At 65.3% G+C, this 14,521-nt stretch carries 14 protein-coding genes; 6 read left to right on the top strand and 8 right to left on the bottom strand.

The features are described from left to right. Nucleotides 1–34: 34 nt before the first annotated feature. Together MVA47_RS16535 and MVA47_RS16530 are read right to left on the bottom strand one after the other, a co-directional pair. The gene (locus tag MVA47_RS16535) at nucleotides 35–1,474 is read right to left on the bottom strand and encodes an NlpC/P60 family protein (protein ID WP_247208713.1); all 1,440 of its coding nucleotides are present in this window, start codon (nucleotides 1,472–1,474) and stop codon (nucleotides 35–37) included. 340 nt (nucleotides 1,475–1,814) lie between these two features. Further along, nucleotides 1,815–2,384: a DUF6676 family protein gene (locus MVA47_RS16530; protein WP_247208712.1), complete on the bottom strand. Its 570-nt coding sequence runs from the start codon at nucleotides 2,382–2,384 to the stop codon at nucleotides 1,815–1,817. Between the two features lie 290 nt (nucleotides 2,385–2,674). Here MVA47_RS16530 and acnA point away from each other — a divergent pair, with 290 nt between their 5' ends. The 3 genes from acnA to MVA47_RS16515 all read left to right on the top strand — a co-directional run bounded on the left by acnA (nucleotide 2,675) and on the right by MVA47_RS16515 (nucleotide 7,817). After that, nucleotides 2,675–5,503 carry an aconitate hydratase AcnA gene (gene acnA / locus MVA47_RS16525; protein ID WP_247208711.1) on the top strand — a complete coding sequence of 943 codons (2,829 nt, stop codon included), beginning with the start codon at nucleotides 2,675–2,677 and terminating at the stop codon, nucleotides 5,501–5,503. Between the two features lie 16 nt (nucleotides 5,504–5,519). After that, entirely contained in the window at nucleotides 5,520–6,086 is a 567-nt protein-coding gene (locus MVA47_RS16520; protein WP_023959339.1) for a TetR/AcrR family transcriptional regulator, read from the top strand. A gap of 201 nt (nucleotides 6,087–6,287) precedes the next feature. Then, on the top strand, nucleotides 6,288–7,817 hold the full coding sequence (locus MVA47_RS16515; protein ID WP_247208710.1) for an AMP-binding protein: 1,530 nt from the start codon (nucleotides 6,288–6,290) through the stop codon (nucleotides 7,815–7,817). A gap of 81 nt (nucleotides 7,818–7,898) precedes the next feature. Here the strand turns inward: MVA47_RS16515 and MVA47_RS16510 are convergent, their stop codons facing one another. Continuing rightward, nucleotides 7,899–9,530: an ABC-F family ATP-binding cassette domain-containing protein gene (locus tag MVA47_RS16510; RefSeq protein WP_030163052.1), complete on the bottom strand. Its 1,632-nt coding sequence runs from the start codon at nucleotides 9,528–9,530 to the stop codon at nucleotides 7,899–7,901. 37 nt (nucleotides 9,531–9,567) lie between these two features. Between MVA47_RS16510 and MVA47_RS16505 the strand changes: the two genes are divergently transcribed. Further along, the gene (locus MVA47_RS16505; RefSeq protein WP_247208709.1) at nucleotides 9,568–10,722 is read left to right on the top strand and encodes a lycopene cyclase family protein; all 1,155 of its coding nucleotides are present in this window, start codon (nucleotides 9,568–9,570) and stop codon (nucleotides 10,720–10,722) included. A 30-nt stretch (nucleotides 10,723–10,752) separates the two neighbouring features. Here the strand turns inward: MVA47_RS16505 and MVA47_RS16500 are convergent, their stop codons facing one another. From MVA47_RS16500 to MVA47_RS16480, 5 genes are read right to left on the bottom strand one after another with little or no spacing between them, the layout of a single operon-like run. After that, nucleotides 10,753–11,313, bottom strand: coding sequence for a hypothetical protein (locus MVA47_RS16500; RefSeq protein WP_247208708.1), 561 nt, complete (start codon nucleotides 11,311–11,313; stop codon nucleotides 10,753–10,755). Continuing rightward, entirely contained in the window at nucleotides 11,288–12,319 is a 1,032-nt protein-coding gene (locus tag MVA47_RS16495; protein WP_247208707.1) for a DUF6286 domain-containing Asp23/Gls24 family envelope stress response protein, read from the bottom strand. The genes MVA47_RS16500 and MVA47_RS16495 overlap by 26 nt, the downstream gene beginning before the upstream one ends. Next, nucleotides 12,312–12,491: a DUF2273 domain-containing protein gene (locus tag MVA47_RS16490; RefSeq protein WP_030163059.1), complete on the bottom strand. Its 180-nt coding sequence runs from the start codon at nucleotides 12,489–12,491 to the stop codon at nucleotides 12,312–12,314. The genes MVA47_RS16495 and MVA47_RS16490 overlap by 8 nt, the downstream gene beginning before the upstream one ends. Further along, nucleotides 12,488–12,835, bottom strand: coding sequence for a hypothetical protein (locus tag MVA47_RS16485; RefSeq protein ID WP_247208706.1), 348 nt, complete (start codon nucleotides 12,833–12,835; stop codon nucleotides 12,488–12,490). The genes MVA47_RS16490 and MVA47_RS16485 overlap by 4 nt, the downstream gene beginning before the upstream one ends. Then, nucleotides 12,832–13,317: an Asp23/Gls24 family envelope stress response protein gene (locus MVA47_RS16480; protein WP_308280561.1), complete on the bottom strand. Its 486-nt coding sequence runs from the start codon at nucleotides 13,315–13,317 to the stop codon at nucleotides 12,832–12,834. The genes MVA47_RS16485 and MVA47_RS16480 overlap by 4 nt, the downstream gene beginning before the upstream one ends. Before the next feature lie 117 nt (nucleotides 13,318–13,434). On the opposite strand from MVA47_RS16480, the gene MVA47_RS16475 reads away from it, so the two are divergent. Beyond that, nucleotides 13,435–14,082, top strand: coding sequence for an RNA polymerase sigma factor (locus MVA47_RS16475; protein WP_247208705.1), 648 nt, complete (start codon nucleotides 13,435–13,437; stop codon nucleotides 14,080–14,082). Further along, nucleotides 14,060–14,521, top strand: a complete 462-nt coding sequence (locus tag MVA47_RS16470; protein WP_247208704.1) for a hypothetical protein — start codon at nucleotides 14,060–14,062, stop codon at nucleotides 14,519–14,521. Before MVA47_RS16475 ends, MVA47_RS16470 begins: the two co-directional genes overlap by 23 nt.

The following is a 14,521-nucleotide window of genomic DNA, read 5'->3' as shown; positions in this document are numbered from 1 at the left end:
GGTCGACATACGGCCCCAGGCTGGATCGATCAGATCAGGCGAGCCGCACCACGTAGGGCATCGCTCCGCTGGTCCGCAACGGCGAGATCTTCACGACGTCACCCGACTGCGGGGCCTCGATCATCGTGTTGTCGCCGAGGTAGAGGGCGACGTGCTGGCTCGCGTTGGGCCCGTAGAAGATCATGTCGCCGCGCTGCATCTCCGAGAGCGGGAACTGTGGACCCGACGTGTATTGATAACCCGTGTAGTGCGGTAGCGAGATCCCGATGCCGGCGAATGCGTAGATCATCAGCCCGGAGCAGTCGAAGCCGACCTTGTTGTAGTCGCCGTACGAGTCGGCCACGCCACCGTCACGGATACCGAGGGTGGGACCGTTCGCGTCACCACCACCCCACGAATAACTCACACCCAGCTGCGACATCGCGCGGTTGACCACGATCTCCACCGCAGCGGGGCCTTCGGCGCCCGGGTCGACCGTCCCCGGTGACGGGGTCGTCGGCGTGGTGGGCTCGGTCGGGGTGGTGGGGTCCACCGGGGTGGTCGGATCGGTCGGGTCGACCGGGGTCGTCGGATCGACCGGAGTGGTCGGGGTCGTCGGGGTCGTCGGCTCATCGATGTCGGTGTGCGGCGGGGTCAGCGACCCGACCAGCGCGGCGAGCATCTGCTGGCTGGTGTTCAATGCCAGCTTGCCTGCTGCATCGGCCGCAGCACGCAACGCGGCCTGGTGCGCCTGGTCCTCGATCGCGGCCTGCTGATCGGGCAGGATCGATCCCGGCGTACCCGGCGAGATGACAGGTGTCGGCTGTCCTCGGAGCGCCTCGAGCTGCCGCTGCGCCTCGTCCCGATCGGCCTGCAGTTTCTGGCGCCGGGCGTTCTCGGCTTTGACTGCCTCCATCGCCTCGGTGATCGCGCTCTGCGCGTCGGCCTGGCGGGTCTCGGCGGTGGTGGCGGCGAACGAGGCCTGCTGTTCGGTGGCCTGCGCGGTGGCCGCACGGTTGGCCTCTTCGTTGCGAGCCTGCTGCAGCCGGGCGATCGTCTCCTGCTGATCTTTGCTCAGCTGATCGATGACCGAGGCGCGATCGAGGACCGCACCGGGATCTCCCGAGAGATAGGCAGCCATCGATCCCTGACTGTTGCCCTGGGTGTACAGACTCCGGATGAACCCGTCGAAGTCGGTCTCCGCGAGCGCAATTGCCCCGGCAGCGCCCTGTAGCGCCTCTTGGGCGCCACGCACGGCGATGGCAGCCAGTCGCTGCGCTTCCCTGGCGTTCTGGAGGTCGACGAGAGCGCGGTTGACCGCTTCGCGCTTCACCGCGACGTCGCCGTCCAGGTTGACCAGGTTCTGATTTGTATCGGCGATCTGATTGATCAGCGTGGCGATCTTGTCAGCACTGCTGGGTGGCTCGGCGACCGCTGTCCCTGCGGACAACTGCCCGAAACCCACTGCGACCGCCGCAACAAACGCGACTGCCACCGATGTTCGGGCACCACCACGCCGTCGGGTGGACACGGAAAAAGGTCGACGGCGTATGCCGAATGCAGTGCGTCGCCTCACAAAGAACTCCCTCGCAGATCTGACATTGCGCCGGTCGCCGCCGACCGGCGGCATACCTGGCCATCGCCACGATGGTGATCAACTTCCCCATTAGCACCACCGATGACATACGGAACCGTACGCCACAAGAACCCCGAAGGAAACAGCAGTCACAAATTACATTAGCGTCATTACCTGCGGAAACGCCGTGAACTCGGACAATGCCGAAGGTCACAAATTGGATATCGCAGAACTACAATTGTGTAGTTCTGGCGTCAATTCAAACGTCAGTGGCAGAAGAGCCGCCGGCGCGCGGCGTGGCCGACGACTCAGCGGCGGTGTGCACGGTCGCCGGATCGGCCTCGGTGGGAGTTCCCTTGCGCAACTGCAGCTTGCGGGCCACCACCGCGCCCACGGCGACCACGGCGATCAGCACGACCGTGACAACGGTCCACGGAACCTGGGTCTGCTCGGTCATCCGGTCCACCATCTGCTCGGCTGCGACGGGCGGATTCGAAATCGTCAGATTGTCTGTGGCCTGTTCCAATTGCACTCGGCTGAACTCGTCACTTGCCGAACCGACGTAATTGCCGCCGAGAACGATGACGGTGCCGCCTGTGTCCTGCTGCAATTCGGTGGCGATGTCGCGGTAGTACGTGATCCGGGGATACACCTTGTCCGTCACCACGAAATGCACGTCGTAGCCCTTGTCCTTCGCCTCGGCGACAACCTGCAGGATTCGCGGGGTCATCTCCGGTGGCGCCACGACTCCGTCATCGGCCAGTCCGGCCTGCAGCTCGGGCAGGTTCACATCCGGCGGGATGATGGTCAAGCTCGGCGTGGGTGCCACGTGTTCTCCGAATCTGTGGATCGGGGGCATTGCTGGCAGAAGCCAACCTACGGCTGCACATTACGACACAATTGGGGAGTCCCAGCATCACCGCGCCTGTCCGACACACCGGACATGCCCGGAACCGACCCGGCAGCTTTACCAGTACGCTCGTACTGCTAGAATCGTCGGTAGAGCGCATGCGGTGCAGCCCACTGCTTGCGTCCAGATCGGTGAAGTTGCCGACAACTATCCGGACCGGCGCAGCCCCCGCCGGCCGACAACACGAAGAGTGGAGCTGACGTAAAGCGATGAGTATCGATTCCTTTGGCGCCCGCGGCACGCTGACGGTCGGTGAGAACTCGTACGAGATCTTCCGTCTGAACGCTGTCGAGGGAACCGACAAACTCCCCTACTCCCTCAAAGTTCTCGCCGAGAACCTGCTTCGCACCGAGGACGGCGCGAACATCACCAAAGACCACATCACCGCGATCGCGAACTGGGACGCCACCGCCGACCCCAGCATCGAGATCCAGTTCACGCCTGCGCGCGTGATCATGCAGGACTTCACCGGCGTGCCGTGCATCGTCGACCTCGCCACCATGCGCGAGGCAGTCAAGGAGCTCGGCGGCGATCCGAACAAGGTGAACCCGCTCGCTCCGGCGGAGATGGTGATCGACCACTCGGTGATCATCGAGGCCTTCGGTAACGCCCAGGCCTTCGAGCGCAACGTGGACATCGAATACCAGCGCAACGGCGAGCGCTACCAGTTCCTGCGCTGGGGCCAGGGCGCGTTCGACGACTTCAAGGTCGTCCCGCCCGGCACCGGCATCGTGCACCAGGTCAACATCGAGCACCTCGCACGCTCGATCATGGTCCGGCCGAACGCCGACGGCGTACAGCAGGCCTACCCCGACACCTGCGTCGGCACCGACTCGCACACCACCATGGAGAACGGCCTCGGCGTTCTCGGCTGGGGCGTCGGTGGCATCGAGGCAGAGGCAGCCATGCTCGGCCAGCCCATCTCGATGCTCATCCCCCGCGTGGTCGGCTTCAAGCTGACCGGCGAGACGAAGCCGGGCGTGACCGCCACCGACGTGGTGCTCACCATCACCGAGATGCTGCGTAAGCACGGCGTGGTCGGCAAGTTCGTCGAGTTCTACGGCAAGGGTGTCTCGGCGGTCCCGCTGGCCAACCGCGCCACCATCGGCAACATGAGCCCGGAGTTCGGCTCCACGTGCGCGATGTTCCCGATCGACGAAGAGACCATGAAGTACCTGCGGCTCACCGGTCGTAGCGAGGAGCAGCTCGCGCTCGTCGAGGCCTACGCCAAAGAGCAGGGCATGTGGCTCGACGCAGACACCGAGCCGGTCTTCTCCGAGTACCTCGAACTCGACCTGAACGGCGTGGTTCCCTCGATCGCGGGACCGAAGCGTCCGCAGGACCGGATCGGACTGTGGGATGCCAAGACGGCATTCCGCAAGGACATCTACAACTACGTCGAGAACGGTGATTCGGCGCATCACACCCAGCTCGACGAGACGGTGGAAGAGAGCTTCCCGGCTTCTGACCCGGCCACTCTGCAATTCGCCGACGATGGCGCCGATCTGCCGCGCAGCCAACAGGAGATCCTCTCCGCGGCCAAGGGGGCAGAGGGACGGCCGACCAAGCCTGTCGAGGTGGAAACCGAGAACGGCAAGATGGTCCTCGACCACGGCATCGTGTCGATCGCCTCGATCACCAGCTGCACGAACACCTCGAACCCCTCGGTGATGCTCGGTGCCGGCCTCCTGGCCCGCAACGCCGTGGAAAAGGGTCTGACGTCCAAGCCGTGGGTGAAGACATCGATGGCCCCGGGTTCGCAGGTCGTCACCGGGTACTACGAAAAGGCCGGTCTCTGGCCGTACCTGGAGAAGCTCGGCTTCTTCCTGGTCGGCTACGGATGCACCACGTGTATCGGTAACTCCGGCCCGCTGCCCGAGGCGATCTCCAAGGCCATCAACGAGAACGACCTGACCGCCACCGCGGTGTTGTCGGGTAACCGCAACTTCGAGGGTCGCATCAACCCCGATGTGAAGATGAACTACCTGGCCTCGCCACCGTTGGTCATCGCTTACGCACTTGCGGGCACGATGGACTTCGACTTCGAGTCCGATCCCCTCGGCAACGACACCGACGGAAACCCCGTCTACCTCAGGGACATCTGGCCGTCGGGTGAGGAGATCGAGCAGACCATCACGGACTCGATCTCACCCGAGCAGTACGCATCCGATTACGCAGACGTCTTCAAGGGCGACGAGCGCTGGCAGAACCTGCCCACCCCGGACGGCAAGACGTTCGAGTGGGACGAGGACTCCACCTACGTGCGTAAGCCTCCGTACTTCGAGGGCATGCAGCGAGATCCCGAGCCCGTCACCGACATCAAGGGTGCACGTGTGTTGGCCAAGCTGGGCGATTCGGTCACCACCGACCACATCTCACCTGCATCCACCATCAAGCCGGGCACTCCTGCCGCCCAGTACCTGGACTCCAAAGGTGTTGAGCGTAAGGACTACAACTCGCTCGGTGCCCGACGCGGAAACCACGAGGTGATGATCCGGTCGACGTTCGGCAACATCCGTTTGCAGAACCAGCTGCTCGACGGTGTCTCCGGCGGCTACACCCGCGACTTCACCCAGGACGGTGCGCCGCAGTCGTTCATCTACGACGCTGCGCAGAACTACGCGGCCCAGAAAACCCCTCTGGTGGTGCTCGGCGGCAAGGAATACGGCACCGGATCGTCTCGTGACTGGGCGGCAAAGGGCACCTCGCTGCTCGGTGTGCGTGCGGTCATCACCGAGAGCTTCGAACGTATCCACCGGTCGAATCTCATTGGTATGGGCGTCATCCCGCTGCAGTTCCCCGAGGGTGAGTCACACGGCTCGCTCGGCCTGGACGGCACCGAAGTGTACGACATCAGCGGCATCGAAGAGCTCAACAACGGCGCCGTTCCGCAGACGGTGAAGGTGACGGCCACCAAGGACGACGGCAGCACCATCGAGTTCGATGCCAAGGTTCGCATCGACACGCCCGGTGAGGCAGAGTACTACCGTAACGGCGGCATCCTGCAGTACGTCCTGCGCAGCATGCTCAAGAGCTGACCAGAGGACTCCGCGGGTGCCCAAGGTAAGCCAAGACCACCTGGAAGCCCGGCGACGTCAGATCCTCGACGGTGCGCGCCGTTGTTTTGCCGAGTTCGGTTACGACGGCGCCACCGTGCGTCGGCTCGAGGAGGCAACCTCCTTGTCCCGGGGAGCGATTTTCCATCACTTCCGGGACAAGGAGGCGCTCTTCCTCGCGCTGGCGCACGAGGACGCCGAGCGAATGGCCGACGTGGCCGCGAACGAAGGTCTTGTCCAGGTGATGCGCGACATGCTCAACCATCCCGAGGAGTTCGATTGGCTGGGAACACGTCTGGAGATCGCCCGTAAGTTGCGCACCGACGCGGCGTTCCGTTCTGGCTGGAAGGAACGTTCCGCCGAGCTCGAGTCGGCCACACTGGCTCGCCTCGAGCGGCAGCGGACAGCCGGACGGTTGCGCGACGATCTGCCCACACGCGTTCTGGTGGCCTATCTCGATCTCATCCTCGACGGGCTCACCACCCGGCTGGCATCGGGTGCCGCGACCGACGATCTGCACGCGGTTCTCGACCTCGTGGAGGAATCGGTCCGCCGTACCCGCTGACGGCGCCGACCCTGGCCCCCGTCCATCGTGCCCCTGGCGCGGTGGACGGGGGCTTTGCGTGCCGCGTCCACGACATCTGTTACGCCGGCCTCATGACTCCTCCGGATAACTCCTCGGAAACCGCGAGGAATGTGATAGTTCTGGTTAACATATCGCGGCCGTTCGGGCCGCCTCGTGGATTCGCTGAGCCGGAGGTCCTTGATGTTCCCGGGCAATTTTGTCGCCACCACCCCTGACAAGGTCGCCGTTGTGCGACCGGCGACCGGTGAGTCGATCACCTACGCCGAGCTCGACAGGCGATCGACCCAAGTCGCCCACTACCTGCGTGACGACCTCGGCCTCGGCCGCGGCGACAACGTTTCCATCGTCTCCAACAACGACATCCGGGTGCTCGTGATCTATTGGGCGGCAGTGCGTTCGGGGATGTACGTCACCGCGATCAACAACCACCTCACACCCGACGAGGTCAACTACATCCTCGGCGACTGCAGCGCGGTCGCCCTGTTCGCCTCCGCCGAGGTGGCCGATGCGGTCAGCGCCGCGGATCAGGTGCCCGGAGTGACGCACCGAATCGCCTGGGGTGGCGACATACCGGGCTTCGAGTCGTTCGACGAGATCCTCGCCAACGCCTCCGACGAGCCCCTGACCGACCAGCCCCGCGGTCAGGACATGCTGTATTCGTCCGGTACCACCGGCCGGCCCAAGGGCATCAAGGTACCGCTGCAGGACGGGCAGGTGAACGAGATCCCCGACCCGTACACGGCGGTGTTCTCGCTGCTGTACGGGTTCGACCAGGACTGTGTGTACCTGTGCCCCGCTCCGCTGTATCACGCTGCGCCGCTGCGTTATTGCGGCATGGTCAACTCCGTCGGGGGCACGATCGTGCTGATGGACAAGTTCGACGCCGAAGGTGCGCTCGGCCTGATCGACGAGTACCGGGTCACCCACAGCCAGTGGGTGCCCACGATGTTCATCCGCATGCTCAAACTGCCCGAGGACGTCCGCGCCAAATACGACGTCAGCAGCATGAAGATCGCAATCCATGCGGCGGCGCCGTGTCCTCCCGAGGTCAAGCAGGCCATGATCAAGTGGTGGGGACCGGTGATCCACGAGTACTACGCCTCCACCGAGGGTGCCGGCGCCACATTCATCAACAGCGAGGAAGCCCTGACCCACCCCGGTTCGGTGGGCAAACCCCTGCTGGGAGTGGTCCGCATCTGCGACGACGACGGCAACGAACTGCCCACCGGCGAGATCGGCACGGTCTTCTGGGAACGCGACGAACTGCCGTTCGAGTATCACAATGATCCAGAGAAGACGAAGTCTGCGCAGCACCCCGAGCACCCGGCCTGGACAACAAGCGGCGATGTCGGTTACGTCGACGCGGAGGGTTTCCTCTATCTCACCGACCGTAAATCGTTCATGATCATCTCCGGCGGAGTGAACATCTACCCGCAGGAAGCCGAGAACGTCCTCATCGGCCACCCTGACGTCTTCGACGTCGGCGTGATCGGGGTGCCCGACCCAGATCTGGGTGAGGTCGCCAAGGCATGCGTCCAGCTCGAGCCGGGCGTGAACCCGTCCCCTGAGCTGGGTCGGCAGATGATCGACTTCGTGCGGGAACGCCTTGCGCATTACAAGGCACCCAAGTCGGTCGACTTCGTCGACGAACTCCCCCGCACGCCCACCGGAAAACTGGTGAAGCGCGAACTGCAGAAAAACTACGTCTGACGAAGGACCCGGAAGTGGTGGGTTTGTGCGGGCGCGACCTGGGCACATGCGCGCCCGAACCCACCATCTTCGGGGTTTGGGTCAGGCTAGTTCGATGAGCTCCTGGTACTCGGCGGACCAATGGTCCTCGGTACCGTCTGGCAGCAGGATCACCCGTTGCGGGTCGAGCGCTGCCGCGGCACCCGGGTCGTGGGTGACCAGCACCACCGCGCCCTTGTAGCTCCGCAGCGCGTCGAGCACCTGTTCCCGCGAGATCGGGTCGAGGTTGTTCGTCGGTTCGTCGAGTAGCAGGACATTCGCCGCCGACGAGACGAGCCCGGCGAGTGCCAACCTGGTCTTCTCGCCGCCGGAGAGTGTCCCCGCGGGCTGATCGAGCTGGGGCCCGGTGAACATGAACGCGCCGAGCAGGCCACGTAGATCTTGCTCGCCGGCGTCGGGCGCCGCATGACGGATGTTGTCCCACACGCTCGCGTTGTCGTCGAGGGTGTCGTGCTCCTGCGCGAAATAGCCGATCTTGAGTCCGTGGCCGGGTTCGAGTGTGCCGTGCTCGGCCTTCTCGGTGCCCGCCAGCAAACGCAGCAACGTGGTCTTGCCTGCGCCGTTGAGCCCGAGCACCACCACCCGGCTTCCGCGGTCGATGGCGAGGTCCACACCGGCGAAGATCTCCAGCGATCCGTACATCTTCGTCAGGCCCGACGCCATCAGCGGCGTCTTGCCGCAGGGTGCCGGCTCGGGGAACCGGATCTTCGCGGTCCGGTCGGCAACCCGCTCTTCATCGAGGTTGTCGAGCATGCGTTCGGCGCGCTTGAGCATGTTCTGGGCCGCAACGGCTTTGGTTGCCTTGGCGCCCATCTTGGCCGCCTGCACCCGCAGTGCGCCCGCCTTCTTCTCGGCGTTTGCACGTTCACGCTTGCGGCGCTGTTCGTCGGTCGCCCGCGCGTCGAGGTACTTCTTCCATCCCATGTTGTAGATGTCGGGCTCGCCGCGTACCGCGTCGAGGAACCACACCCGGTTCACCACGTCGGCGAGCAATTCCACATCGTGACTGATCACGATGAGTCCACCGTCGTGGTTCTGTAGGAAACCGCGTAGCCAGCCGATCGAGTCGGCGTCGAGGTGGTTGGTCGGTTCGTCGAGCAACAGGGTGGTGCCCGATTTGCCGCCGCTGCCGTCCGAGGCGGCGAACAGGATGCGGGCCAGCTCGATCCTTCGCCGCTGACCGCCGGACAACGTCTTGAGGGGCTGCGCCAGCACCCGGTCGGGAAGGCCGAGGCTGTTGCAGATGCGGGCCGCCTCGGATTCTGCGACGTAACCGCCGAGCGCCGAGAAACGGTCTTCCAGCTGTCCGTACCGATTGACAGCTTTGTCGAGCACCTTGTCGTCGACGGCCTCGGCCATCAGCGCCTGCTGTTTCTCGAGGTCGCGCAGCAGCGTGTCCAGACCCCGCGCGGAGAGGACACGGTCCTTGGCGATGACCTCCAGGTCACCTTCCCGGGGATCCTGAGGGAGATATCCGATCTCGCCGCTGTTGGTCACCGAACCGGCGTAGGGTTCGCCTTCGCCGGCCAGTATTCGCATCGTCGTGGTCTTGCCGGCGCCGTTTCGACCGACCAATCCGATGCGGTCACCGGGTTGCACCCGTAGCGCCGGACCAGGGGCGCTCAGTAGGGTGCGTACGCCCGCGCGTACCTCGAGGTCGGTTGCCGTGATCACGACGCGCCAGTGTACGCCAAAACGATACCGTGCCCTTATGAGCGAGGCGGGCGACGATCACCACGAAGGTCGTACATATGACGTGGCAGTCGTCGGTGCGGGTCCGGCCGGTCGGGCGGTCGCCGCACGATCGGCGGCCGCGGGCCTCGACACCGCAGTGGTCGATCCGGCACCGGACCGGGCCTGGCACGTCACCTACGGGGCGTGGTCAGACGAACTCCCCACCTGGGTCAGCGCGGAAATCATTGCCGCGCAATCGGACACGGTCGCCGTGTTCACCCCTGGCCGTCACTTGATCGATCGTGCGTACGTCACTCTGGACACCCGCGCTCTGCAGCAGAGCCTCGACATCTCGGCTGTGACGACCTTCGCAGACACGGCCACATCCGTGAGCGCCGACAACGTCAGCCTGCACGATGGCCGAAAAGTGACGGCACGCACAGTCATCGATGCGCGCGGTTTGCGGGCTCCACACGCGCCGGCGCAGTCGGCGTTCGGGATCTTTGTCGACAGTGAGATCGCAGCGCCCTATCTCGGCTCCGACAACGCTGTGCTGATGGACTGGCGAGGTGTCGAGCCCGGTCGAGCCCCCTCGTTCCTCTACGCGATCCCCGTGGCCGATGGCCGGGTGCTGCTGGAGGAGACCTGTCTCGCCGGCGCCCCGCCGGTGCCACTGATCGAACTCCAGGATCGACTACGGGGCCGCCTCGAACACATGGGGATCACCTGGCCGACCGTCGACACCGCGCCGACCGAGCGGGTGTACTTCGCGTTGTGTGGTGACAGCTCAGTGCCGCCATGGCGGTCCGATCCGCTCCTGTTCGGCGCAGCGGGCGGAATGATCCATCCGGCGACCGGGTACAGCGTTGCGGCATCGTTGTCGGCGGCCGACGCAGTGGTCGACGCCATGGCGAACGAACGTGATCCGAAGGCCGCGCTGTGGACCGCTCAGGCCCGCGCCGTCCATCGGTTGCGCCGTCGCGGCCTGTCCTCACTTCTCGGACTGGCCCCCACCGAGGTGGTCAGGTTCTTCGACGGGTTCTTCGAGATGTCGCTCGAACGCCAGCGGACATATCTCAGTTCGCGCGACGACCTCGCTGGGGTGGCCTTGTCGATGAGTCGCATGATCGGGCTCACCGACCGCACTCTCGCCCTGCGCATCATGCGCGGTGCTGTGCTTTCCCGCTCCTGACGTCGGTTCGCCGGCCGGCGATCCTACTTCTCAGTGATTGGGTTCGCGATGCAGCAGCATGCGTACCTCGACGTCGCTGCCCCGCAGTGACGACAGGAGCAGCTCCCTCACCCCGCTCACGGCAGCGCCGAGATCGTGGTCGTCGGCGGTCGGAGAAGCCGTCACCGTGATCTCGACGACAGGGGTCACGCCGTCGACGTAAGACCGAACCGCCGAGGAGCGAACATGACGATGCCGTTCGAGAGACCTGGCCGCCGCCCGGGCCACGTCGGCCACCGCGATGTCGATCTCGCCGACAAACGGTTCAGCCTGCGGTCGCACGGTCACCGACCGCAAGCGATTCGGCGAAATGTTGGCCAACAACAGCCACGCACCACCGATCCCCAGCAGGACGGTCGCGGCCAGCAGTGCCCAATCCCACCACGATTGTCCCGACGCCGAGTAGATCTGATCGGTGTCGACGTTGCCGACCGCATCGGTCACCGGTCCCACGCCCGCCCAGCGGAGCAGAGCGATCAGGCCGGCCGCGGCGAGAAGCACGCCGATCAGGCCCACCGCAAGGCGGTCAAGGGCGTTCAGGGTGCGTCGCATCAGGCTCCCTCTCGTCGATCGCGGTCATGTTCGGGTGGGAGACGCCACGAAGATCCACGCTCACGCGGGGCGGCCGGGCCAACGTTGCCGTCGATGCCTCGATGCGGTCGGAGAGGTCGCTCTCCGTCGGGGAGGAGACGAACACACGTACATGGGCGCGGCCCGACGTCACCTTGGTGGTGGCCGACACGGTGTTGTCATCGTCGAGTGCGATGGCGCTGAGCCGGCGGGCGACGTCGGTGTCTCGCGTCCACACACCGGTGGCCCGTAGTGGTCGGTGGGTGCGACGCCGAGGCCGTACGGCGGCATACATGAAGTAGAGCCCCACCAGGACGCACACGACGGCGACCGCGACCATCCACGGTCTCCACTCGGTTCCCGACACCCAGCGAGCGGAGTGTTCGATCCAAGCCTCGGACCGGTAGTGGCCTTGGACAACGGCATACTCCCGGCCGGCCACAACGGCGAATGCAAGCAGTCCGAGCCCCAGCACAGGCGCGAGCCATCCCGCAGTCGGAGAGCTTCGCGGCGGCCCACCCTCGGCCCTGGTGCGGCCGTGCGTCGGCGCCGCCTCCGTGCCCGTGTCCGGGCCGGGTTCGGCAGCGGACACGTGGGCCAGCTCCTCCCCCAGCAACATCCTCGATTGGACGACCTCGGTGACCTCGACATCCACTCGCGCCGGCCGGCGTCCGGTCAACCGGGTGACAACCTCGATGACGTGTTGCTGAACGCGCTCGGCGACGTCAACTGCCGGCATCGGCCAGCTCACCGCGATCTCCACGGTGATCGCCGGATGGCGCGGATCGGAATCAGCAAGGGCGCGAGGGAGATTGCGACCTGTGAGAGACCCCAACGTCACCGAGTACGGCACCACGCCGTCGACCTCGAGCGCCGCCTGGCGTGCGATTTGAGAGATCACGCGCGATTCGATCTGCAGGGAGCCTCGGTGCTCGGGCGCCGGTAGGTGGGAACCGCCGATGCGCTCGGCCGTTGCTGCCTCAGCCACGGCCCTTGCTCCGTAACAGTGCACCGAGGTCGATGCGGCCGTCACGATGGGCGCCGACGGCCACGCCGATGGCCGCGAACACCACCGCGACCATCAGACCGGAGAACCCTCCGGTGGTGACCGCCAAAGCGAACAGCAGGCCGACGAACAGCCCGATCACGGAATTGTTCATGATTGACTCGTTTCTGTGGAGGTACCCCGGCCGGTATCCGGAACTGCGACTCGAAAATCTTGGCGCGCAACAACATCCTCGACGACGACGGTGTAGCCGATCGCCCCCGGCGCGGCCGACACCGCGGCCGCACGGACGTTGCGGGCCACCCCCGCGACATCGACATCGAGGTAGGTGACCACATGGATTTCGACGCCGGAACGGCCGACTCGCACACCGTTCACCCGCCGGCCGGGCAGATGTGTGGCGATTTCGCCGAAGGTGCCCGCGTGCAGGTCTGCCACGCCGTCCACAGACAGCACCCGTTCACGGATGAGCACTGCGGAGGCCGCTGTGATCGTCACTGGACCCGGGGTGTCTGGCCGTCGAGCGCGGTGGTCGGGTCGTCGGTGTCGAGGTGGACGTCGTGCACGGTCACATTCACCTCGGTGACCTCCAGACCCGTCATCTTCTCGATCGCTTCGATCACGTTGGTCCGGATGGATTCGGCAAGCTGGTGAATCGCCACGCCGTAGTAGGCAACCAATCCGACATCGACTGCCGCCTGCTTCTCCCCGACTTCCACCGACACGCCCTGGGTGACGTCTGCACCGGTTCCCGGCAGGGTTTCACGCAACTTGCCGACCGCGCGCGCCGCGCCGCCGCCGAGGTCGTAGACGCCGTCGATCTCGCGAGTCGCGATTCCGGCGATCTTGGCCACCACGACATCGGCGATCGACGTCTTGCCCCCCGCGTCGCTCTGGTCGGGCCCATGGCCGTCGCTGTCACGGTGTTTGTCCACGGCAATGGTCGGCTCGTCATCCTGCCTGGAGGTCGTGGTGGTCATAAGGTGCTCCCTCGTCGGTTCGGTGTCCGGATGGCAGACCGGGTGATCTGGTCTCCCACCCCTTTGACGAGGTGAGAACCGCATGTTGCACGCACGACTTTCTGGCACGCTGAACAAATGGATGCGCGCGCCGAAGAATCATTGATTCGCGCGGCTGCCCTGGGCGATCGCCAGGCGTTCGACCAGCTGATGCGTTGCCATCTGACACCCGTCCTCCGGTACACGACCCGGCTGACCGGATCTCCGACAACAGCGGAGGACATCACTCAGGAGACGTTCCTCGCCGCGTGGCGCGGAATGGACCGGTTCGGTTTCCGGTCGAGCTTCCGCACATGGCTGTTCACCATCGCCTCGCGCAAGACGGTCGATCTCCAGCGACGGCAGACCGCGGTCGTGATTTCCGACAACACCTTCGAGGCGATGGAAGTGCGGACCCCCGGCCCAGCTGCTCGCACGGTTGAACACTCGTTTTTCGTCGCACTCCAGACCGAGCTCGGCAAGCTCGGCTACCAGGCGCGCGCATGCTGGTGGCTACGCGAGGTCGAAGGGCTGTCGCACGATGAGATCGCCACCGCGCTCACCATCTCGCGCGGCTCGGTGCGTGGACATCTGCAGCGTGCACGCTCACAGTTGGCCGAACGCCTCTCCGCGTGGCGACCCGACGGCTCCGATGTTCACAAAGCCCGATCACCCGGACGCATTCGACATCAGATCCCGCGACCGACGACGAAAGGAAGGCGAGATGACAGTCCAGCGCCCCGATGAAGCGGATACCTGGATCAGCGATGCCGCCGCCCACCTCGAGCACGGCGACGAGGGAATGGTCCTGGAACGGCTCGGGCCCAGGCTTCGGTCGGCCACGCGGTTGGGTGTCCCGATCGTCACCGATGAACCGGGCATCGAGATCAACGAGCGCGCGATCCGCCAGCTGCTTGCCCGCGCGATCGACCGATCGTGTCGGCGCGACGTCGCCGCGATCCACATCACCACCGACCACGGATCCGTCCGCAAGATTCACGTGCAGATGGTCGCCCGGTACGGCGATCGGATCGGCGCGATGAGCGAGCTGGTCCGTGATGCCGTCCGCAGCCAGCTGGGGTCACTTCGGATCGCGGTGGCCGACTGCGTCGACGTCACCTGGGTGGACGTCCAACCGGTTGACCCACCGAACCCGCCAGATCAGCCGCACTCCATCCCCGGGTGA

Origin of the sequence: Williamsia sp. DF01-3, assembly GCF_023051145.1 — a bacterium.
In the GTDB taxonomy this organism is placed as follows: Bacteria; Actinomycetota; Actinomycetes; order Mycobacteriales; family Mycobacteriaceae; genus Williamsia.
This window is presented reverse-complemented; position numbering and strand designations above follow the sequence as displayed.

Coding starts and splice junctions, on each gene's coding strand:
- MVA47_RS16480 (WP_308280561.1), bottom strand. CDS start 13,317: ATGACCACCACGACCTCCAGGCAGGATGACGAGCCGACCATTGCCGTG.
- MVA47_RS16470 (WP_247208704.1), top strand. CDS start 14,060: ATGACAGTCCAGCGCCCCGATGAAGCGGATACCTGGATCAGCGATGCC.
- MVA47_RS16475 (WP_247208705.1), top strand. CDS start 13,435: ATGGATGCGCGCGCCGAAGAATCATTGATTCGCGCGGCTGCCCTGGGC.
- MVA47_RS16515 (WP_247208710.1), top strand. CDS start 6,288: ATGTTCCCGGGCAATTTTGTCGCCACCACCCCTGACAAGGTCGCCGTT.
- MVA47_RS16490 (WP_030163059.1), bottom strand. CDS start 12,491: ATGAACAATTCCGTGATCGGGCTGTTCGTCGGCCTGCTGTTCGCTTTG.
- MVA47_RS16505 (WP_247208709.1), top strand. CDS start 9,568: ATGAGCGAGGCGGGCGACGATCACCACGAAGGTCGTACATATGACGTG.
- acnA (WP_247208711.1), top strand. CDS start 2,675: ATGAGTATCGATTCCTTTGGCGCCCGCGGCACGCTGACGGTCGGTGAG.
- MVA47_RS16500 (WP_247208708.1), bottom strand. CDS start 11,313: ATGCGACGCACCCTGAACGCCCTTGACCGCCTTGCGGTGGGCCTGATC.